15 protein-coding genes are annotated in these 21,670 nt (G+C 70.5%); 6 read left to right on the top strand and 9 right to left on the bottom strand.

Features of this window, described 5'->3' with window-relative positions; translation table 11 throughout:
• Nucleotides 1-213 precede the first annotated feature (213 nt).
• Nucleotides 214-984: an SDR family NAD(P)-dependent oxidoreductase gene (locus EV383_RS08860; RefSeq protein WP_341273712.1), complete on the top strand. Its 771-nt coding sequence runs from the start codon at nucleotides 214-216 to the stop codon at nucleotides 982-984.
• 24 nt (nucleotides 985-1,008) lie between these two features.
• On the opposite strand, the gene EV383_RS08855 is transcribed toward EV383_RS08860, so the two are convergent.
• Nucleotides 1,009-2,244, bottom strand: a complete 1,236-nt coding sequence (locus EV383_RS08855) for a cytochrome P450 family protein (protein WP_130289471.1) — start codon at nucleotides 2,242-2,244, stop codon at nucleotides 1,009-1,011.
• A 30-nt stretch (nucleotides 2,245-2,274) separates the two neighbouring features.
• Entirely contained in the window at nucleotides 2,275-2,955 is a 681-nt protein-coding gene (locus EV383_RS08850) for a DUF3159 domain-containing protein (RefSeq protein ID WP_130289470.1), read from the bottom strand.
• Between the two features lie 147 nt (nucleotides 2,956-3,102).
• Here EV383_RS08850 and EV383_RS08845 point away from each other — a divergent pair, with 147 nt between their 5' ends.
• A complete protein-coding gene (locus tag EV383_RS08845) occupies nucleotides 3,103-3,447 on the top strand; it encodes a hypothetical protein (protein ID WP_130289469.1) in 345 nt (114 codons plus the stop codon).
• A 43-nt stretch (nucleotides 3,448-3,490) separates the two neighbouring features.
• On the opposite strand, the gene EV383_RS08840 is transcribed toward EV383_RS08845, so the two are convergent.
• Nucleotides 3,491-5,380 (bottom strand): S9 family peptidase, encoded by a 1,890-nt coding sequence (locus tag EV383_RS08840; protein WP_130289468.1) that lies wholly within the window; start codon nucleotides 5,378-5,380, stop codon nucleotides 3,491-3,493.
• 129 nt (nucleotides 5,381-5,509) lie between these two features.
• Between EV383_RS08840 and EV383_RS08835 the strand changes: the two genes are divergently transcribed.
• Complete coding sequence (locus EV383_RS08835; RefSeq protein ID WP_130289467.1) at nucleotides 5,510-6,442, top strand: TIGR03619 family F420-dependent LLM class oxidoreductase; 933 nt, start codon at nucleotides 5,510-5,512, stop codon at nucleotides 6,440-6,442.
• A gap of 34 nt (nucleotides 6,443-6,476) precedes the next feature.
• On the opposite strand, the gene EV383_RS08830 is transcribed toward EV383_RS08835, so the two are convergent.
• Nucleotides 6,477-6,722, bottom strand: a complete 246-nt coding sequence (locus EV383_RS08830; protein WP_130289466.1) for a hypothetical protein — start codon at nucleotides 6,720-6,722, stop codon at nucleotides 6,477-6,479.
• A 138-nt stretch (nucleotides 6,723-6,860) separates the two neighbouring features.
• Complete coding sequence (locus tag EV383_RS08825; protein ID WP_130289465.1) at nucleotides 6,861-7,262, bottom strand: RidA family protein; 402 nt, start codon at nucleotides 7,260-7,262, stop codon at nucleotides 6,861-6,863.
• A gap of 136 nt (nucleotides 7,263-7,398) precedes the next feature.
• Between EV383_RS08825 and EV383_RS08820 the strand changes: the two genes are divergently transcribed.
• A complete protein-coding gene (locus tag EV383_RS08820; RefSeq protein WP_130289464.1) occupies nucleotides 7,399-8,358 on the top strand; it encodes a helix-turn-helix transcriptional regulator in 960 nt (319 codons plus the stop codon).
• 121 nt (nucleotides 8,359-8,479) lie between these two features.
• Here the strand turns inward: EV383_RS08820 and EV383_RS08815 are convergent, their stop codons facing one another.
• Nucleotides 8,480-9,544 (bottom strand): substrate-binding domain-containing protein, encoded by a 1,065-nt coding sequence (locus tag EV383_RS08815; RefSeq protein ID WP_130289463.1) that lies wholly within the window; start codon nucleotides 9,542-9,544, stop codon nucleotides 8,480-8,482.
• 306 nt (nucleotides 9,545-9,850) lie between these two features.
• On the opposite strand from EV383_RS08815, the gene EV383_RS08810 reads away from it, so the two are divergent.
• Both EV383_RS08810 and EV383_RS08805 read left to right on the top strand, forming a co-directional pair.
• A complete protein-coding gene (locus tag EV383_RS08810) occupies nucleotides 9,851-10,375 on the top strand; it encodes a DUF302 domain-containing protein (RefSeq protein WP_130289462.1) in 525 nt (174 codons plus the stop codon).
• Nucleotides 10,376-10,476: 101 nt separating this feature from the next.
• On the top strand, nucleotides 10,477-10,845 hold the full coding sequence (locus EV383_RS08805) for a WYL domain-containing protein (protein ID WP_130289461.1): 369 nt from the start codon (nucleotides 10,477-10,479) through the stop codon (nucleotides 10,843-10,845).
• A 75-nt stretch (nucleotides 10,846-10,920) separates the two neighbouring features.
• Here the strand turns inward: EV383_RS08805 and EV383_RS08800 are convergent, their stop codons facing one another.
• From EV383_RS08800 to EV383_RS08790, 3 genes are read right to left on the bottom strand one after another with little or no spacing between them, the layout of a single operon-like run.
• Complete coding sequence (locus EV383_RS08800) at nucleotides 10,921-16,062, bottom strand: helicase HerA domain-containing protein (RefSeq protein ID WP_130289460.1); 5,142 nt, start codon at nucleotides 16,060-16,062, stop codon at nucleotides 10,921-10,923.
• Entirely contained in the window at nucleotides 16,062-17,714 is a 1,653-nt protein-coding gene (gene mads7 / locus EV383_RS08795) for a methylation-associated defense system protein MAD7 (RefSeq protein WP_130289459.1), read from the bottom strand. Before mads7 ends, EV383_RS08800 begins: the two co-directional genes overlap by 1 nt.
• On the bottom strand, nucleotides 17,711-21,541 hold the full coding sequence (locus EV383_RS08790) for a protein kinase domain-containing protein (protein ID WP_130289458.1): 3,831 nt from the start codon (nucleotides 21,539-21,541) through the stop codon (nucleotides 17,711-17,713). Before EV383_RS08790 ends, mads7 begins: the two co-directional genes overlap by 4 nt.
• Nucleotides 21,542-21,670 lie beyond the last annotated feature (129 nt).

Here is a 21,670-nt window from a genome sequence, read left to right as displayed (position 1 = left end):
TGATCCGACACCACACCCCACAGCACCCCCTCGGAACCGGATTCACCGCCGCGTCGACGGCCGACGACGTGCTGCGGGGCCTCGACCTCACCGGCCTGAACGCCGTCGTCACCGGCGGGCACGCCGGGCTCGGCCTGGAGACGACCCGCGCGCTGAGCCGGGCCGGCGCCGGTCACCGTCGGCGCCCGCGATCCCCGTCGCGCCGCCCGTGCGGTGGCCGACATCGAGCGCGTCGACGTCGCCGCACTCGACCTGATGGACCCGGCGTCGATCGACGCGTTCGCGGCCGCCCACCTCGACGCCGCCCGTCCGCTGCACGTCCTGGTGGCCAACGCCGGGATCATGAGCCAGGACCTGGTGCGCGACGCCCGCGGCTACGAGTCGCTGTTCGCGACCAACCACCTCGGTCACTTCCAGCTCACGAACGCCCTGCTGCCGGCGCTGCGGGCCGCGGACGGCGCCCGGGTCGTCTCGGTGTCCTCCGGGGGCCACCGCCTCTCCGACATCCGGTGGGACGACCCGCACTTCGAGACCGGCTACGACGGCATGCTCGCCTACGGCCAGTCCAAGACGGCCAACATCCTGTTCGCCGTCGAGCTGGACCGCCGGTGGGCCGCCGACGGCATCCGTGGCTACGCCCTGCACCCGGGACAGATCGTCACCACGAACCTGGCGCCCTGGCTGGGCGACGCGCGCCGGGAGATCGGTCTCATCGACGACGCCGGGGCGCCCGTCATCGACCCGAGCCGGGACCAGAAGACCCCGCAGCAGGGTGCGAGCACCAGCGTCTTCGCCGCGGCCGGCCCGATGCTCGACGGGATCGGCGGGGTCTTCCTGATGGACAACGACATCGCGCCGCTGGACGACCCCGCCGCGGTCGTGCACCAGGGCATCGGGCCCACGACCGGCGTGATGCCGCACGCCGTCGACCCCGTCTCGGCCCGGCGCCTCTGGGACCTGAGCGAGCGCCTGCTCGCGGGGTGACCCGGCCGCGGGGCGCCTGCGGCCTCAGGAGACGCGGACCGGCAGCTCCGTCAGACGCTCGAACCCCAGGGTCGACGGCTCGGGGCTCGACGGCTCGGCGTCCCCGTCGGCGAGGCTCAGGTCCTCGAACCGGGTGAACAGCGCCCGGAGCGCGACCTCGGTCTCCTGCCGGGCGAGGGCCGCGCCCAGGCAGTAGTGCGCGCCCTGCCCGAACCCGAGATGCCCCTCGCCGCGGCCGGTGTCGCGCCGGACGTCGAGCTCGTCGGGGTCGTCGTAGGTCCGGGGGTCGAAGTTCGCGGGCAGGAGACCGGCCATCACCGCCGACCCCCCGGCGACGGTGACACCCCCCAGCTCGACGTCGGAGACGGCGTAGCGGGGCAGGCTCGTCGGGACGGGGCCGCAGGTCCGCACCAGCTCGTGGACCGCCTGCGGCCACAGCCCCGGGTCCGACCGCAGGGCGGCGACCTGCTCCGGGCGGGTCAGCAGTGCCTGCGTCGCCTTGGACAGGATGTGCGCGGTCGTCTCGAAACCGGCCGTGACGATGTCGAAGACCATCGTGATCATCTCGCGCTCGGTGAGCCGGTCGCCGTCGTCGTCGTGGACCTGGATCAGCCCGGAGACCAGGTCGTCGGCGGGGGCGGCGCGCCGCTGCTCGATCAGCTCCGAGATCTGGGCGACGACCGTGCGGGCGGCGGCGGGCATGCGCTCCGGGTCCGGGGCGACCATCAGCCGGCCCAGGCTCCCCCACGCCGCGCGCCGGTCCTCCGGCACGCCGACCAGCTCGCAGATGACGGCGATCGGCAGCGGGTAGGCGAACGTCGCCACCAGGTCGACCGTCGCACCGCCCGCCCCGGCCGCGGCGACGTCGTCGAGCAGTCCCTCGGTGATCGCCTCGACCCGGGGTCGCAGCTCGTTCACCCGCCGGACGGTGAACGCGCGGGAGACGAGCTTGCGCAGCCGGGCGTGGTCCGCGCCGTCGCGGGTGAGCAGGCCGCGGCCCAGGAAGTCGAGGTCGGCCGGGATGCCGATCAGCTCGAAGATCCCCGCCATCGCGTTCTGCGCTCCGTCGACGGTCTCGGCGTCGCAGCGGAACCGCGGGTCGGTCAGCACCGCGCGGACGTCGTCGTGCCGGGTGACCATCGACGTCGGGCCGCCGCCGAGCCCGGGCATGTCCACGACCGGGGCCTGCTCGCGGAGCCGCCCGAACCGGGCGACCGGGCAGCCGGTGGTGGTGCTCTCGGGGTCTGTCGTCGTGCTCATGTTCTCCTCCTCGATCCGTGGTGTCGCGGGTCAGGCCTGGCGCACGAGCCGCTTGGTGCTGCGGCGGAAGGCCCAGATGACGACCAGTGCGGCCAGCACGGTCAGCGGAGTGCCCGTCGCGACCTTGGCGACCGCGAGCCCGCCGGTGCTGTCGGCGAGGTAGAGCCACTGCTGGATCCCGAAGCGGGCACCGAGTACGAGCGCCGCGGCACCCGTCGCGACGTCGTGGGCACGCAGGGTGGGCCGGTCGGCGCGCCAGGCGTGCTTGCCCCCGTGCACCAGGTTCCAGACGACGCCGGTCAGCGGACGGCGCGCCAGCAGCGACCCGGCCGTGGCGAGGAAGCCGGCGAGCGACACCCAGATGCCGATGACGAAGAAGTCCTTCGCCGACCCGGTCCAGGCGACGAGCCCGGCCGCGACGACGACGCCGGCCAGCCCGCCGACCGCCGTGCCGAAGCGCTCCCCCTGCAGCAGCCGGAACCCGGTCAGGCCCAGGGCGACGGCGATCGAGACCCCGATCGTCATCGGCAGCGACAGGAACGCGTTGGCCGCCACGAAGACGACGACCGGGATGGTCGAGTAGACGAACCCCATCGGGCCGCCCATCTGGTCGAGGATCGACGGCGGCGGCTCGACCTCCGTCACCGGTCCGGTCGGGGTCTCGTCGGCGCCCGTCGTGCCGGGCTTCGTGTTCCGGTTCGTGTCCGTCATCGTCATTCCGTCCTCCGCAGGTGGTGTTCTCGTCTGCGTTCAGGAAAGGCCGTGCCGCAGCGGCACACTCAACCCGATGTGACGCGGACCACGTTCCTGGCCGCCACGGACTCGCCCCGGACCGCGCGAGAGGACAGGATCGTCCTCGTGGCCGAGTACACGGTGAACCCCGACGCGGTGGAGCACGCCCGCCACCTGATCGACAAGAAGCAGTACGTCCTCAGGAGCCGCTGGAACGAGGTGTCCCCGGCCGCCGACGCCGAGAACGGGTACCTCGAACGGCACTCGTGGGCGGAGTACGGGGCGTGGCACCCCGGACTCACCGTCGGCGCGAACGACGAGACCAAGGCCCGCCACGGCTTCGTCTACGGCGACTTCCGCAGGCTGCACCGGATGGGCCTGATCGCCTGCGTCTACCGAGCCTCCGAGTGGGGTCACAAGGACGTCGAGCTGGCCGCCCACGACCTGCTGCAGTACCTCGACGGCCGGTGACCCACCCGGTCCCGGCCCGGGCAGCGCGTGCTCGGCGCCGTGGTCATGCCGACACCCTCCCGCCCAGGTGACGGCCGAGGAAGCGCTCGACGGCGTGCTGGAACGCGATCTGGTTCTCCGGGTTGACGAACCCGTGTCCCTCGTCGTCGAAGACCCGGTACTCGACGGGGACGTCGCGGGCCCGCAGGTACTCCACGACGTTGTCGGACTCGGCTCGCACGACGCGGACGTCGTTGGCGCCCTGCGCGATCAGCAGCGGGGCTCGGACGGCGTCGAGGCGGCTGACCGGTGAGCGGGCCAGCATGTCGGCCTCCTGCTCCGGGTCGGCCGGGTCGCCGACGTAGGCGAACCAGTTGCTCGCCAGCACCGGCCCGGCGAACGGCGGCAGGGACCGCATGAAGTTCGCCAGGTCGGAGACGCCGACGAGGTCGACCACCGCGGCGAAGCGGTCCGGGGTGAAGGTGGCGCCGACCAGCGCGGCGTACCCGCCGTAGGAGCCGCCCATGATCGCGACCCGGTCCGGGTCGGCGTAGCCCTGCGCGACCGCCCAGTCGACGGCGTCGATCAGGTCGTCGTGCATCGCCCCGGCGAACTCCCCCACCGCGGCCGTCATGTGGGCCTTGCCGTGGCCGACGGAGCCGCGGAAGTCGACCTGCAGCACGGCGTAGCCGCGGTTGGCCAGCAGCTGCACGCTCGCCGCGAACCCCCAGCTCTCGCGGTACCACGGTCCGCCGTGGACGAGCAGCACCAGCGGCAGCCCCGCTGGCTCCACGCCGACCGGCAGCGTCAGGTACGACGGCAGGTCCAGCCCGTCGCGTGCCGGGATCGTCACCGGCGTCATCGGGGCCAGTGCGCCCGGGTCGAGGTGCGGGTAGGGCCGGAACAGCAGGCGGGACTCGCCGGTGGCGTGGTCGTAGAGCCAGGTGGCCCCCGGGTCGCGGTCGTGGGTGAACGAGACGACCCAGCGACGGCCGTCGTCGTCGGAGGAGATCGGGCCGAGGTCGCCGTCGGAGAGCCGCTCCAGGTTCGCGAGGACGTCGGCGAAACCGGGTGTCATCGCGTGGATCACCTGCCGTTCCCCGAGGTAGCGGACGCCGAGCAGCTCTCCGGTGGCCCGGTGGCGGATCAGCGGGGAGTCGATCTGCATGACGGCGCGGCGGACCGCGTCGAGCTCGAGCGTCGGGTGGCCGTCGACGTCGGTCTCCTCGCCGGTCGACAGATCGACCTGGACGAGCCGGATCCGGTCCTGTCCCCGGTTGGTCCCGACCCACAGGCCGGTGCCGTCCGGTGTCGGCTGCATCGGTGACACACCCAGCGGGTGGTCGGCACCCTCGTAGGTCTGCAGGAGCCGCAGCTCGCCCGTCGCGGGGTCCCGGCGGTGGATCTCGATGTCGCCGTCGGCGCTGGTCGCGGTCGCGAACAGCTCGCCGTCAGGGCCGGGGAACCACGACATCCCCGGGCCGGGGCTCTGCGCCAGCAGCGTGGACTCCCCGGTAGCGACATCGATCTCGTGGAGGTCGAACTCGGCGGCGTCGCGGGCGTTGTGGTTCACCGAGAGCCGTCCCGGGCGGCCCGGCGAGGGTTCGACGCTCATGACCCGCGCCCCGGGGAACGGGGTCAGGTCGACCGCCGGAGCGTCGGGGGTGTCGAGGTCGACGCGGAACACGTGCCAGTTCTCGTCGCCGCCACTGTCCTGCTCGTAGAGCAGCCACCGCGGGTCGTCGGACCAGAAGTGACGCTGGACGCTGCGGGTCTCGTCGGCGGTGACGCAGCGCGGCTCGTCGTCGGAGTCGAGGTCCTGGACCCAGACGTTGAGCCGGTTCTTCCAGGGGGCGAGGTAGGCGATCCGGCTGCCGTCGGGCGAGATCGACGCGCCGGCCTTCTCGGGCGGGCCGAACAGGTCGTCGACAGAGATCAGGTCGGGCAGTGCCATGGGTGCCTCCGTGCTCGGGTGTGGTGACACCGACGAGACACCCGGACGCGGCGGCACACTCAAGCCGCAGTTCCGGTGATCCAGGTCACCCGACCGCCGACGTGCCCGGACCTGGCAGAGTCCTGACCCGTGACGAACGACCTGCCCCTTCTCGGGTTCGGCCTGCCGGTGGCGGGGAGCTGGGCTACTCCGGACACCATGCGCCACATCGCCCGCCGCGCCGAGGATCTCGGGTACGCGTCGCTGTGGACGTTCCAGCGCGTGCTGAACCCGACCGACGTCGAGCTCGACCCGGCGCACGACTCGGTGCTCGACTCCGTGGTGGCGCTGTCCTACGTCGCCGGGCACACCGAGCGGATCGGGCTCGGGACGGCGACCCTCTGCGCCCCGTTCACGCCGCCCGCCCTGATGGCGAAGACGATGGCGTCGCTGGACGTCGTGACCGCCGGCCGGCTCACCGTCGGCGTCGGGATCGGGTGGATGCGGCAGGAGTACGCGACCGCCGGCGTGCCGTTCGAGCGCCGCGGCGCGCGGATGGAGGAGTACCTGCGCTGCCTGCAGGCGCTGTGGACGCAGGACCCGGTGGAGTTCTCCGGCGAGTTCTACGAGGTTCCGCGTTCGCGCGTGAGCCCGTCACCCGTGCAGCGACCGCACCCGCCGATCCTGCTCGGCGGCGCGGCCGCGCCCGCGCTGCGCCGTGCCGGGCGCCTCGCCCAGGGGTGGATCGGCAGCAGCCGCCACGACCCCGCCACGATCGCCACCTGCGCCGAGACGGTGCGTGCCGGAGCACGTGACGCCGGACGCGACCCGGACGCCGTGCGGATCCTCGTGCGCGGGCTCGTCGACCTCGTCGACGACGACCCCGGGTCTGGTCGTCAGCCGTTGCACGGGACGCGCGAGCAGATCCTCGACGACCTCGCGGCCCTCCGTGCGCACGGCGTCACCGAGGTCTTCTTCGACCTCAACCTCTCACCGCGGGTCGGCTATCCGGGCGTCGACGCCGGTGCGGCGCTCGCCTACGCCGAGCACGTCCTGGACGCGTTCGCGCCCAAGCCCGGATGACCTGCGGAACCCTTCCGAGCGACCCCGACGCCGGCTACTGCCGGCCTCCGGTCCCCTCCCACTCGGTCGTCCAGCCCGTCGACTCCGAGCGCCCCAGCTGCGGATGCCCCCGGTCAGGGGTGTCCCGCATGCCGGAGCGGCGCAGGGCGAAGGCCGCCAGCGCGACCAGCGCCAGGGCGATCGGTGAGGCGAGCCCGACCCCTGCGACCAGGGCGATCACGGCGAACAGCAAGTGCATGCCCGCGACCGTCCCGAGCAGGGCGCGTTCGTGATCACGCATCCGTCTCCTCCAGGTCTGATGCAACATGTGTTTCGCCCAAGAGTAGCCATTCCGGACACCGATGTCGTCGGCCGAAAGGCGGCAGCCCGCCCGGAACGGCCTCCCGGTCGTCACGACGGGCCGCCTCACCGGTTCACCTCACAGCCGGGCGGCGACGGCTTCGACCTCGAACAGGATGTCCGGCAAGGCCAGGGCGGCGACCCCGAGGACGGTCTGGGCGGGCGGCTCGTCCCCCCATCCGCCGCGCACGGCCTCGGTGATCGCTCCGAGCTTCGCGAAGTCGTGGTCCACGACGTAGGTCCGGAGCTGGACGACGTGCCCGAGGCCGAGACCGTGGGCCGCGACGGCGAGCCCGACGTTGTGGAACGCGCGCCGCACCTGGTCGCCGAAGTCGGCCGACACCACCGCGCCGTCCGGACCCGATCCGTACTGGCCCGAGACGAACACCAGCTCCGCGCCGGCCGGGACGGACGCGGTGTGGCGGTAGCCGAACGGGACCGGATCGTGCAGACCGTCGGGGTGGACGATGGCGTGGGACATGCGGGTCACCTCTCGGTCAGGGCGCTCTCGCACCCCGGTTGCCGGCCGTGCCGGCGCCCACCGGACCGTGGGCCGGCTGCATGGTGGACCACGAAACCTGACAGTTGATGTCAGTGTTCGCGCCTAGGATTCCGGTGTGCGTGCGGTCCGGCTGGTCGAGCTTCTGGTGCGGCTCCAGCTGCGGGGTGCGACGTCGGCGACCGAGCTGGCGTCCGCGCTCGACGTCTCGGCGCGCACCGTCTACCGCGACGTCGAGGCGCTGAGCGCCGCCGGGGTGCCGGTCTACACCGAGGTCGGGCGCAACGGCGGCATCCGCATCGATCCGGCCTACCGCGTCGCCGGCCTCCCGCGGCTCGACACCCCCGAGGCGCGGGGCGTGCTGTTCGCCGTCGTCCCGGCGATCGCGGCCCAGCTCGGGCTCGACGCGGCCGCCGTCGACCGGACGCTCCTGCCCGCGATGGAGGCCTCGACCGAGACCGCGGCCCGCACGGTGCGGGACCGGCTGCTGGTGGAGCCGACCCACTGGTTCGTACCGCAGGACGACACCCCGGCACTGGCCGACGTCGCGACGGCGGTGTGGGAGTCCCGGGAGGTCCGGCTCACCTACCGCGGCACCGACGTCGTCGTCCGTCCGCTCGGCCTGATCCTCAAGGGCGACAAGTGGTACCTGCTCGGACACGCGCAACGCGGCGTCGACCGCCTCTTCCGGCTCTCCCGCATCGACGCCGTCGAGCTCCGGGACCTCCGCTTCCACCGACCGCCGGACTTCGACCTCGCCGAAGCCTGGACGGCACTGCGGCAGGCGTTCCTGGACTCGATTCCCGAGTACGTCGTGACCGTGCGCGTCGCTCCGGCGGCCGAGCCACTCCTGGCGATGCTGGAGGAGGGGCGGCCCGAACTACCACTGCCGGACGACGTCGAGCGCGACGAGCACGGCTGGGCTCGGTTGGACCTGCGGTTCGAACGACCCGACCGGGCCGCTCGGCACCTCCTGCGTCTCGGGGCCGAGGTCGAGGTCCTCGCGCCGCCCGAGATGCGGGAGCGGATGAGGGACGCCGTGCTCGGGCTCGCCGCTCTGTACCTCGACGACCGATGATGCCGATGTCCCTCGCCGAGACCTGTGCCACCCGCCGGCCACGACCGATCAGAGGTCCACCGCCACCGATTCCGTGGCGTCGCCGTCACAGCTCACAACCAGATGCGGGTGGTCCGGCAGATCAGAGGGAGGCCAGGACGTCGTAGCTCGACCCGTCCGCGACCGCCATGTAGATCGGCTGATCGACGTGACGCCCGGCCACGGCGATCTCTCCACGGGGACCGTGGTACCGCGTCCCGTCCGCGATCTCGCAGATCCGGCCGACGTCGGCCGACCCGGCCCGCCGAACGAGCCCCGCCAGAAGCTGCATACCTTCGTAACACGATTCGCCGGGGCTGTTCAGGACCGGGGCGTCGGGCCCGAACCGCTCGACGTATCGGGCCCCGAACGCGAGGCTGTCCTCGTTCGAGAGCGTCTCGAAGAAGCCGGCCGTACTGAACACGTCACGGCTGTCGTCGATCCCGGTCTCCAACAGCATCGTCTCGTCCATCAGCGGTGTCAGACGGGCGCACTGCGCATCCAACCCGTGGGCGGCGAAGCGCCTGTTGAACTCGACGCCGTCGCGACCGACGAGCAACATCAGGACGCCGTCGCAGGTGCTCTGCTCGATCCGGCGGGAGATCCCGGCGAAGTCGGTGGTGCCGAGGTCGACGTAGATCTCGTCCTCGATACTGACTCCGGGATGGCTACGGGCGAAACGGCGAACCGCCGTGGTGGTCTCCCGTGGCCACCTGTAGTCGTTGCCGACGACGAACCAGCGACGGACACTGACCTCGCGCGCCATCCATGCCAGGGCCGGGTACAACTGGCGGCCCGGCGTCTCACCGGTGCAGAACACTCCCGGCGTGGACTCACCGCCCTCGTAGAGCGCGGTGAACACGTACGGGATCCGTCCGGCGACGCGGCGGGCGAGAACCGTCCGCAGCGCGGAGAGATGCCATCCGACGACAGCGTCGACGCGATCCGCGGTGATCAGCCGATCCACCTCGTCGGCGACGGCGTACGGGGCCCCCGCGCTGTCGACGATGTGCAGCCGCACCTCCCGGCCCAGCAGACCACCATCACTGTTGATCTCGTCGGCGGCCAGCCGCGCGGACAACGTGCACGACGGCCCGTACATCTGCTCGGATCCGTGCAACGGCACCACGAGCGCCACCGTGATGGGTCGGTCCGGCCGCCCGCTCATTGCCACGCTCCGGTCTGAACGCTCACGAGGATGTCCTCCCGAACAGCGCCTCCGTCGCGGCCACTATTCCGGTGGGCGCGGCAGGGCTCGAACCTGCGACCGCTCGGGTGTGAAGAGCGCCGACAACCACCCCGACCACCGTCGCCGGGGGCCGCTGCGCTCGCCGCACACCTCTGAGGCCGCGGTCGCTCGAGGGTCTTGAGTTTCGCGACGGAACTCAGACGCTACTGTGTGCTCCATGATCGAACCCGGACCGCCGTGCTCACCCTCGTCGACCCCGATCGCCCGCCTCGGAAGGCGCACGTCATGACCGGGCGCGCGCACGTCGTCGCCCACGAGGTGCAGCGACTCGAGATCCCCGTCGATCTGAGCTACGACGAGTTCCGGGACCGTTACGAACAGGCGGTCCCCGCCTTCGACCTGCAGCGCTTCGCCGACCTGGACCCGAGCCGGATCGACTGGGCCACGGTGCAGGCGACCACCGACACCGCCGCCCCGCACGGCTTCCTCCTGTACCTGCGCGCCGAGGTCGACCTGATCATGCGCATCGCCGGGCACCCCGAGCGGTGCACGTCCTATCTCATGGGCAACCACACCATCGCCGAGCGCATGTACCGCCACGACCACGCGGTCATGCTGTACGCGCCGCTTCGGACCCAGATCCACGAGGACCGCGAGGGCGCCGTGTGGTTCACCATCGACCGCCCCAGCACCCGGTTCGCCAGTTTCGACGACCCCCGCATCACCGAGGTCGGCGTGGAACTCGACCACAAGGTCGCCGACCTGCTCGGCGCGCTCGGCGTCGACGCCTCCGCGGTGCTGCGATCCTGAGACCCCGGGTCACACCGGTGCGACGGAGACGACGTACGGGACGGTCAGTCAGCGGGCGATGTCTCGGTCACCAGCCGAACGGGTCGTCCCTCCTGCCCGCGATGGGGGCCTCGAGCAAGACCGCGGTCCGCACGGTGCGGGACCTACGCTTCCACCGACCGCCCGACTTCGACCTCGCCGAAGCGTGGACGGCACTGCGACAAGCGTTACTCGGCCCGATCCCCGAGTACGTCGTGACGGTGCGCGTCGCTCCGGCGGCGGAGCCACTCCTGGCGATGCTGGAGGAGGGGCGGCTGGAACTACCACTGCAGGACGACGTCGAGCGGGACGAGCATGGCTGGGCGCGGCTGGATCTGCGGTTCGAACGTCCCGACCGCGCGGCTCGGCATCTCGTGCGTCTCGGGGCCGACGTGGAAGTGCTCGCGCCGCCCGAGATGCGTGATCGGATGAGGAACCAGCGCTTGAGCTGACCGCCCTCTAGTCCAATCACAGCTGATGCCGCACGCATACAGCAAGTCTTGGTCCGCACCTTGTTACCGCCAGACTTAGTCCCGGGCCATGAACACCTTCCGCGCCTCGGCCCGGTCGGGAGTCGACACGTAGGCCTGCCCCACGGACAGGTTCTCCAGGGCGACGGCTAGGTCCTGGCCCGCCCTTCCCCGCATGAAGCCCGCGACCGTGCGGCTCTCCGGATAGTTGCAGCGGAACGCCACCTTCGTACCGGCGTTCGCGAGGACGTCCTTGTGGAAGTCGGCCACACCCTGGCTCGCCACTACGACCGCAACCCCGTACTTGCGCCCCTCCTTCATTATCTTCGGGAGCGTGACGTCCTTAGCGAGCCGATGTGCTTCGTCGAGGACCACGGCGAGCCGTAGCTGACTCGACTGTCCCCATTGGAACATCTCGCGATACACCTTGCGGAGCACGAACGCGCCTGCGGCGACCTGCACCTGCTCCATCAGCCCGTGCACGTCGAGCACGACCCCACGTTGCAGCAGGGCGGCGAACGACTGCTCGGCACCGTCGGTGAAGAGGCCGAAGTCACTCAGGGGTCGCATCCGGGCGACGACGTTTCGGCCCCGTCCGGCGCTCTCGACAGCCGCGACCGCCTCCGACAACTCTTCCATCGTCGGCAGCCGGTCCGGGCCCGCGGCCGAGCCGAAACCCCGATTCTTGTAGACCTCACGCAAGCCCTCGTAGGCGGCGTTGCGCTGGATCTCGCCAAGGCCGCAGACGTAGCCGATCACCTCGGACAGCTCCCAGGCCGCCTGCTGGTACCGGCTGTGGTCGTCTCCCCGGAGCTCGAACGGGGAGAACGGCAGCCCCTCGGTCGCGTCCAGCACCGCGGAATGTCCCGGCGGCTCGGCTGCCATGTCTCCGTGGAAGTCGAGCACGAGCGAGGGCAGTCCCTGGCTTGCGAAGGAGTTGAGGATGCGGCGGGTCGTCACCGACTTACCCTGCCCGGGGATACCGAGCACGAACAGATGTGGACTGCCGGCCGTGCTGATACGCCAGCGTGCCTGTCCGGCATGGGCGTCGTCCCCGAGGTGCACCTCGGCCGACGCGGGGAAGGCCGTCGAGGCAGGGGTGCCCGGCGTCGGGTCCTGACCGCCCGTGTCCGGCCCGTTGGCAGCTGTCCCGGGACGCCTACCCGACGGCGCGACCGGACGGAGAGGAACCGTCGACTCGACGCCGGTGGGTCCGGGGTCGGACGGCCTGGGCGGAGTTCGTTGCCCCGGTGATGGCGGGCGCGGTGACGTGGGCAGTTGCGCCGGACCGTCGGGGGACGGAACAGAACGGGTCGGCCCCGGAGGGGCCGCGGATGCGACCGGACGCGTCGCGTCCGGCCGGTGGGCGTGCAGCGGCGCGCCAAGACCGAGTTCCGTGCGTGGACGCGGCGACGGCCGCACTGGGGGTCTTGCAGCCGCCGGCAGTTCCGGCGGTCTGGCGGTCGGCAGCTCCGGTTCACCACTGCTGACTCGTGCCGAGAACCCGACCTCGCCCAGATCGGCGGCGGTCAGCACATCAATGCGGACGCCCCGGTGGGTCGCCGGGAATCCCTCCGGGCCGGCGAGGCTGACGACATAACCACGACGCCCGATCTCCGGAACCAGAGTGCCGTCCTCCACCTTCTCGAACAGCCGCTCGATTTCCGACCGCCGGCCGGCGTCGAGAAGCCTCATCGCGAGTGCGCGGTCCGCGTGGTGGCGGAGGATGCCGCTGAGCCGTGCTCGCTGCAGTTCGGCGTCGATACGTGGCGGGTCGGTGCGGAAGAAGGTGTCCTGCAGCATCGAAACAGTCGAATCCAGCTGCTCGACGATGTCGTCGACCAGCGCGGTGGGCAGCGCGGCCGCCTTGCGCGACTTCACTTCGACACACTCGAAGCGCAGCGTTCGGGCGGTCGACCGGACGAGGACGACGTCGCAGCGCCGCGCCCCGGCCTCCGCGCCGGACTCACCGAAGACGTCCATATGCGCGTCGACCGGTATGACGACCGTGCCATCGAGGTCGCCGCGACGACGTAGGTGTGCCATGAGCGCGGCGAGGCTGACGGCCTCGGTCGCCAGGTTCGACCGGCCGATCAGGCGCATCGCAAGCCGACCCGACACCACCTGCAGGTGGCTGAGGATCTCACGGACGGACTGGTCGACGGTGGCGAGGTCGAGCTCGATCATCGCGTCCGCGAGCAGCCTTTCCACCTCCCCGCGGTGGGTCGTGGTGACCGTCAACCGTGGGCCGAGGCCCTCTAAGAAGTCGGGGGCGTAGTCGAGGATGTAGGGCCTGTCCGGGTCGGGACGTCCTGCGGGGCCAGTGAACAGGTCGACCCCGAGGTTGCGGTCCAGGGTGAGAACCCAGTCGGCGCGGTCGTGCGCGGCCCGCAAGGTTTCCTGCTGCTCGGGTCCGAGCCGAGCAGCGAGAGCGACCGAGCTAGCCGAGTAGCCGAGCTCCGAAGCTAGCGCCGCCTGGTAGGAGCGGTGTGCGTCGACCGCGTCAGAGGCACCGTCACGGGTGCGGGCCCGCAGCGCGGGCGCAGTCCTCCATACGACGGCGCCGTCGACGGCGGCACGCTGGTTGGACGCGGGGGTCAGCAGATTCCGGAACGACGCGGCAGGGTCGCGCACCGCGACGTCGGTGGCCTCGGCCGCCGCGTCGGCCTGCACGTGGGCGAGGTCGGACACCACCCCGAGGTGGGCAGCGGCGTCGTCGGAGGCGAGCAGCCGGTGCGGGCGCACGCTGACCCCGAGCGGCGGGGTCAGGTATGACGTCGTACCCCGCACCTGACGTGCCGCAACCCGCCCCTGCAGGTCGGTCAGGGCTGGCAGCGGGTCGGTCAGGGACAGCCGAGAGCTGTAGGCAGTGACTTCGATGCGTGCGGGGGCGGCGGCCAGCTCGTCGTCACCGCCAGGCTCGAGGACCGAGCTGGACAACGCCCGGGCCAGCAGGTCGCCGGACCCCGGGTTGTAGGCGAGCAACCGCATCGCGCTCTGCCCCGGGTTCACCGTCCGGTAGGCCTCCACCCGTTCGGCGAGGACCGACGCCGGAACCTCGGGAGTCACGTCGCGCCGGTCGAGACCCAGGACGTCGAAGACGGACTGGATCGCGGCGCCCGGCTCCGCTTCACCCGGGTCCAGGTAAAGACCCGTGCCGAGGGTGGCCTCGCGGACATAGACGAACGGCGACCCGTCCGCCCCGAACACCGCGAAGGGCAGGTTGGCCGGGACGACCCGGGCGACCAGGCGGGTGTCGACGGCCTGCTTACGCCTGACCTTCGACTTCCCCAGGTCGGCGAGCTCCCGAGCCCAGCGGCCGAGAGTGGCGGTGTGCTCGGCCGCCCAGGCCAGGCGCATCGGGTGCAGCGGGAGGACGACGACCGATGCGATGGGCGCATGTCCGGCGGTGGCCACGCTGAGCATCAACGTGTCCATCGTCAGGAGAGCGCGCCGCGTCGTGGGGTCGCTCGCAGCATCGAGAGCCCGTTTATAGGTCTGGCAGTAGGTGTCAACTTCTGCGCGCAGATCGTCCGTCCACTCGAGCGCCTCGACGACGTCGTGCGGATGCTGGGCATCGAGGCGGTCGAACAGCTTGCGGCGGCGCTCGGCCAGCGCTTGCGGCAGGTCCTCCCGGATCGGCTCGATCGCGCCGCTGTCGAGGTTCTCCCCGAGTCGGCCCTGCGCCTCCCAGGCAGTGGTGACGCCACGGTCGGCGAACGTACGGCGCTGCAGCTCTGTCAGAGCCGGGCTCAGCGACAGACGTACGGTCCGCCGTCCGCCCAGGCGTACCGAGAACGTGCCCCCGTCCCAGGCCGGGGCGTCCGCACCGAGGTCGTCCTGACCGTCCAGTGCAGCATCCAGACGAGCCTGGGCCATGGACGCAGCCGAGGCGCGACGCCCGCCGGTCGGGGTGGCCGCCTCGGCTTCCCAGCGGACGGCGAACTGCTGGCTCTCCTCGACCGCGTCGATACCGCCGGTGAGGACGACCGGCTGCCCGGTCTCGTCGAGAGCGGTCAGCCTGATCACCAGCAGAGCGGCAGCTGCGAGATCCTCCTCGGCGAGGTCGATCCGGACCGTGCCACGCCGCTTGTCGCCCTTGACCGTCTGCTTCGCGAACGCCTCGGTGTCCGCATCGCGCAGGTCCTCCGGAGGAATGGCCTCCAGCAGCCAGCGGTCGATCGCCATCGTCGTCGCCGGGACGGTCTTCCACATGAGGGTGACCGATGCGGGGCTGTCCTCCCCCAGCTCGAGATAGGGCAGCTCCCCGGGGCTGTCCTGCAGCAGACGGGTCCCCGCACGCAACGCCCCGTCCTCCTTAAGGAAGGGCGTGACCTGCAATGACGAGACAGGAACCTGCATCGCCTGCCCGTGCGGCCAGCGCTCGAACGTGAGCTCGCCTGCCCACTCCGAGCCTGTGAGTGCACTGGCCCAGGCGACGGCGTCGGAGAGGTCGACGGCCGGCGCGGTGAGGTACTGCGTGATGCGGTCGCGGACCTCCCCCTCGGGTATTCCGGCTCCGCTGAGGCGGTCGGGAACGGACGCGACGGCCCGGAGCGGCCGTGAGATCGCCTTGACACATCGAGCGTTGCGCGACAACCGCTCGACCAGTCCGTCGCCGCCGAGGTCCGGGATGAGCCCGACCATCCACAACGCTTTGCCGAGGGTCTCCCAGCAGGGATCGTCGAGGACTGTCGCGACGTAGCGGGCCCACGCCTCGACGGGACGTTCGCGGCCGAGCTCGCGGCCGACGCGGCGGACCGCGTCCTGCAGTTCGGCGTCGCCGATGTCGGCGACGAGGTTCTCTCCGGTCTCGTTAAGAAGGGATGCGACATCGATCCGGGCGAAGCTGTTGTCTAACGAGCTGGCGCTGCTGCCACTACCGATGGGGACCATCAGGATGAGCGGGCGTTCCTTGCGGTTGCGCAGCTCGACGGCGCGCTCGGCGAACACCGCGAGATCGCCGTCGGCGTCCTGGGTCTCCCCCGCCAGTACGTGGACGTCGGCATCACCGGGGGCGGAGAGTTTGCTCCGTACCGTGTGAACCAGCGCCGCGGCATCGGCCTGCCGGATGCTGTCGATGCGCACGCAGTGCCCGGAGCCGTGGCCCTCGATCGCGTCGACGATCTGCGCGGCGAGGGTGTCGACGATCAGCTCGGGCAGCCCGGTCGGGGCAGGTGCGGTGGGTACCGCGGTCATCAGGTATCTCCGAGGGGGTGGCGGACTGTCTGCACGGAGAAGTCGTCGGACAAGCTGTCGAAGCATCCGAGCAGCTGCAGCCGGCGCTTGAACGCCTCGAGGTTTGCGGTTGCCGCGGCCCGTGCCTCGGCACCGTCGAGGAACGCCGGCGGCCGGTCGATCAACAGACCGTAGCGGTTGCGTAGTCCGGCGAGAACATCCTGAAGTGGCATGGTGCGTCGGTAAGAGGTGCCGTCCGGGGTGAGGAACAGGGCCATGAGTAGAGCGGTTAGTTGTTCGTCGCTCGGGGCATAGCGCCAGGAGCGGCGGTTGGTGGAGACCCCGTCGAGTAGTCCGTATGGCTTGGTCAGACCGCCCACGCTGCTTAGCCACGCGACCGAGTTCTTCAGCGCCTTGTTCTCGTTGACAAACTGCATAATGTCAAGAAGCTTGTCGAGCTCAGGTTCGTCGCGCCCCTGGATCTCGCGTAGAAATTCAAGTTCGGTCTCGGTTACCGCGTCGCCATCCTCAACATCGGCGACCAGGTCGTCGATACGGCCCTCACAATAGGACTCGACACGACGGTGACCACGCAGCGAGGCGAGCAGTGCGAGCTGGTCAGGTCGCTTGAGCTCGTCAAAGCGCACCCGCTCCGCCGGGATGCGGCTGAGGGCCTGCTCGATGACGACAAACGTCATGCGGTCGCGGAACGCGAGACGGGTGCGGTCGAGGTCCCGCTCGACGCAGCGCCGAGCGAGCCGGTCGGACATCGACCCGAGGTCGCCAGTGAGATCGCAGTAGATTTCCAGCTGGGACGGAGGCGCGGCGACGCCATGCTCGTGGCCTGCCATGTCGGGAACCACATCACCGCCGAGACGTAGGAGCTCCCGGCCGACTGAGTTTGCCCGGAGGGTGAACGTGTACACCCCTGTCGCGAGCAGCGCGGCAAAACTCGCCATAAGTGACTGGGTGGGGACGATCGGGCCGTAGGCGCGCAGATGGCCGAGGAGGTCGGCGCCTACTTGTGCTGCGACTGCGGGCAATGGGCTCTCCGCCGATCTGCCGTCGATAACGCGAGCATCCGCTATCTCGAAACCCTCGAGGAACCGAAACTCCAGTAATGCCCCGATGTCTAGCTTGGAGGGATCATCGAGATGTGGCTCCCAGCGCGGTTGCGGTCCGATGGATAAACCACGGCCAACAGTCCGGATTACCAGCTCGCGCAGATCGGCCACCGGGTTCTCCGACCCAGTACGAGCGATACCGTCGACGAGAACTTGATAGGCGAAGTCGTCGATGCCGCGGTGCCGGGATCTGTCCTTCGGTAGTCCTGCCCGGTACGACGCCAACGTCAGTGGCGCGACCGCGAGCATCTGCTCACCCGAGCGCTCACGCCCGAAAGCACCCATGTCAACGACACATGTCCGCAGCCAGCCATCCACAAGGGATTGCCATTGTTCCGTATATCCGACGACTGACCCGCTACGCAGCAATGTCGTTCGATAACCAAGGAAGTCACCGGCGTCAGTCCGCGACCGACTCGATCGACCGCCCTTCACGCACATCTCGAACAGTTGAGGCAGCACGCGGTCGGTATCGGTGTCGAGCAGAGAGAAGACCGTCAGCGGTCGGTACTGGTAGGTCCGCAGCGGCTTGGGCAGAGTAATCGTCACGTGCCGTCCTCCAGGGCGATGCGCCCGCCGTCGATCACGGTGGCGCGAACGGCGCGGCCGGAGCCGTCGACTACTCGCACCGACCGTGCCGGCTGCAGCCGCAGCCGGTTCCCGAAGCCCTCGATTTCTTGACGCAAGGCTGCGGACGCGGTGTCGGCGACGATCTCACCATCTGCCGCGCGAAGGAGCAGTTCGGCTAGGTCGACCGTCACTCGCAGTCGTGCGTTCGAAGCGGGGTGGAGCAGGACGAGCTGGTCGGTGAACGACTCGACATAGGGCGACGGCGAGGTCGCCGGCTCGAGCCGGAACTCGTCCGCCCGCAGTTCCTTGACCACGACGATGGCGCGCACCGAGGGGTCGTCGTAGGCGCGGTCGCGAAGAGCGAGGTGCCCGCCGTCGTACCCGGGGTACGCCAGGATGCGCGAGACTCCGAGAAGCACACGTGCCAGCGCAGGTTCCGGCGTACCAAGGGCATCGAGGTACTGATCGAAGTAGCGATAGCCGCGTACCTCACGGTGCGCCGCGCGCGGGGCCGACCACGCGCCGAAGAACAGCGAGCGCTTCAGCGATCCCATCACATCCCGCTCGACCGCCGACAAGTCCGGCAGCAGCCGCCGGTCTGCGCGGGCGGCGCGACCGACACCAGGCGCGGCGAGCCCGGCCGGGTCGAGCTCGGACCACTCCTCGACGAGGTAGTCGCCGGTGTCCGGGGTGAAGGCGAGGTCAGGGGCCAGCCGGGCCGGTCCGGCGCCGGGATCCTGTCCGCGGGCGTACTCGGCGTGCACCGTGGCGCAGGACAAATCTCCGGTGATCACCCAGCCGAAGGCGGACCGCACATCGCGCACGGTTGCTCGGCGGCGGCGCCGAAGATGACTGGTCAGCAAGAGCTCCGAGAGGGCATCTCGGGCAGCGTCGTCGCGAAGAAGTTCAGCGTTGCGCCGCATGGGGCACACATCATGGGCGATACAGCCCGAGCACATCTCCCAACGTCCGGGTGCAGTCAATGAGTCGAGGATTCCGAGGCCGAGCCCGGTGCGGCCGACACCGGTCGGCAGAGCAAGGGCGCGGCGCTTGAGGTCCACGAGTACGACTCGCGCGCCTGGAGCGGGACCGCTAGAGCGCTGACGATCCAGCGCTGCGATGACCTCCGGGTAGCGCTCGGCGTGCTCGCCGAAGAACTGCGCAACCCGGCCGTCGTTAGCCGCGAGCAGGACGGTTCGTCGCGTGGGGTCGTCGCCGTCGCCCGGGTCGAGCGCTGAGCGCATGAGGTCGTCCGCGGTCAGGTCGCCGTGCGACTCGGAGGCGTCGTAGACGGCCGTGAAGGTGCGCCCGTCGAGCCTCTTCCGCCAGCCTGCCGCGTCAGCGGCAAGTGTCTCCGCACCGCGGCCGTCGAGGGCCTGACCGACCTGGACCAGGAAGGACGTCTTCCCGTCTCCCGGGTTGCCGCTGAGCACGACGACATCGAGCTCGCCACCGATCACGGCGGGCAGGAGTTCCTCGTCGAGCCGGGTGAGAACGTAGGTGTCGTGGGCGAACGCGTCATCCATGCCACGGTTGCCCGCATTGCCGATGCCGCTGCCCCGGTAGAGGCCGCGTAGCGCATCGACGGTTGGGTTGACCAACGAACGACGCGTCGGATCCGGCGGCGGCGTGTCGCGCGCCCGCGCAAGCTGATCGGCGAACGCGCGGGCGGTCTGCGGACGGTCGTTCTCGTCGAATGCGACCGCCCGGAACAGCGTGTCGAGCAGAGCACCCCCGTAACGGCGGCGCTGGGCGTCCGACGGCGGCAGCAGCATGCGTCGCTCGTCGAGTGCCAGGCCCGCGTACGGGTAGCGGCCCAGGACTGCGTGGAGGACCGAAACCGCCGCGCTGTAGATATCGGCTGCGGGGCTCCAGTGCCGACGGGTGATCACCTCTGGTGCGGTGTAGGGCGGTGAGCCGACCGCGGACTTGGCGTCGCTCACCCGCATCGAGAGCCCGAAGTCGATCAGGGCAGCGCTACCGTCCTCACGGACGATGATGTTGTTCGGGCTGACGTCGCGGTGGTAGAGCAGCTGCTCGTGGGCGTCCGCCAAGCCGCGGAGGACGTCGACGGCGATCCGCCGCACCTGCTCTTCATCGGTAATGCGCCCATTCTGAGCGGCGTCATGCAGGCTCTGTCCGGGCACGTACTCCTGCACCAGGACACCGGGCTCGGGCCGCGCCAGGACGTCGTAGACCCGGGCGCAGTAGCGGCTGGCCAGCGCGTCGGCGTTCATGTACTCGGCGCGGACGTGCTCGAACTGCGACCGGTGCGGATGGAGATGCTTGAGGGTGCGCTGCAGCTCCAGTCGCTCGTCCCAGGCGAGCCAGGTGACCGCCCAGGCCCCTTCACCAAGACGGTTCAGCAGACGGTAGCGGCCGGCGAGCAGCCCGTTCGGCTCCATTCGCTCGTCATCGACCGAGGCCGGCGGTCCGGGCTTCGGGACTGGCTGCGGGTCGGGCTCCGGCGGTGCGGGGCTGGTGAGTGCCGCGGCCGCGGACGCTGTCGGGCGCGCGGTGATGTCCGGGTCGAGGCAGCGCTCCAGTACGTCACCGAAGACCGGATGACCGGCTGCACGGGACCGGGCGAGGTTGTGATCGGGTACCTCGCCGGCGTCCCCGTGAAGCCATTGCACGAGACACAGGGCGAGCGCGTAGACGTCGTCGCCTGGCTGGAAGAACTCCGGGGTCGTCCCTGGTGGTTGGAACGCCGCAGACGGATGGTCTTCGCCGAGGACGGGCGCGATCGTCTGGGTCGACGGCAGGTGGGCCCGGCTGAGATCACGGAACCGGACGCGGTTCTGCGGGGGCGGTGTCACCTCGATGCTGCGCAACTGAAGGGCGCGGTGGGTGATGTCGTGGCTGTGGACATCGGCGAGCGCGACGAACGCGTCGTGGACGACCGCTCGGCCGACCTCCACATCGACAGGCCCGTCCGCGTCGTGCGCGAGCTTGCCCAGGCTGGTCCCGTCCATCGCCACGACGATCGGGGTGACGAGGAAACCCTCCCAGTCAAACCATCCCTGGACGCGCCAGGTGCGTTCCTGAGCAGCGAGCGATTGCAACGCATCGTGCTCACGGGTGGCGAGCCGCCGCGCCGCATCCGGATCCTTAGCACCCGTGACCGGCACGCAGTACAGACCGACGTTCTCCCCCGCCGGGTTCTGTGTCGGGAAGACCCGCGCGTTGCCCTGTGTCATGGGCCGGCCGAGCACGCGGTACTGCATGATCTTTCGCGGTAGGTGGTCCTCGGCGCGCTGCCCGAGGCCTAGCAGATAACTCATGAGCTTCGGGCGGAGCGGGGCGAGCGCGCCCGGGAACTCGACGTCACGCTCCACGAGCTGCGCGGCAGCATCGGCGAGGCGAAGCACAATCCCCGGACCGAGCTCGTCGGCGCCGCGCAGAACGAGTGTGTCGTGCGACAGCACCACATGCCCGGACACCGGACGCGCGCCCCGCGGAAGCGCTCCGAGGGCGGCAGCCCATCCACTGACCTTGGTCTTCAGCCGACCCGCCAGCACCCGGGACGCGTGGGCGACCTGGTTCGCGGGGTTGTGGCGCCGGTCCCCGTCGACGTACCAGGCAACCTCGCCGACCTGGATCTCGCGTCCCCAGGCCTTCTCCTCGCACACGAAGATCGCGTGGTCACCGACAACGACCAAATCAAGATCGACGGTGCTCATCGAGTCCGGGATCTGCCTCCCGGCGATTACGTCCCAGCTTTGCGGGAGCTCATCGGCGAGCCGCCGCGCGGTCTTCTCCTCGCCGGGCCCGTGCCAATCACCCAGGATGTGTAGGCGGGCCATCAGCTGGGCCCAATAGCTGGGAAGAGATCAAGGAGCATGTGGCCGCCGTTCCCCTCGTCGTGCCGCCGACTGATCGTCCGGTCGACGTGAACGACCCTAGTTGCCCACGACACAGAGTTTGCACTTGGT

The organism is Pseudonocardia sediminis (assembly GCF_004217185.1).
In the GTDB taxonomy this organism is placed as follows: domain Bacteria; phylum Actinomycetota; class Actinomycetes; order Mycobacteriales; family Pseudonocardiaceae; genus Pseudonocardia; species Pseudonocardia sediminis.
Note: the sequence above shows the minus strand (reverse complement) of the source record. Positions and strands in the feature narration are given on the sequence as shown.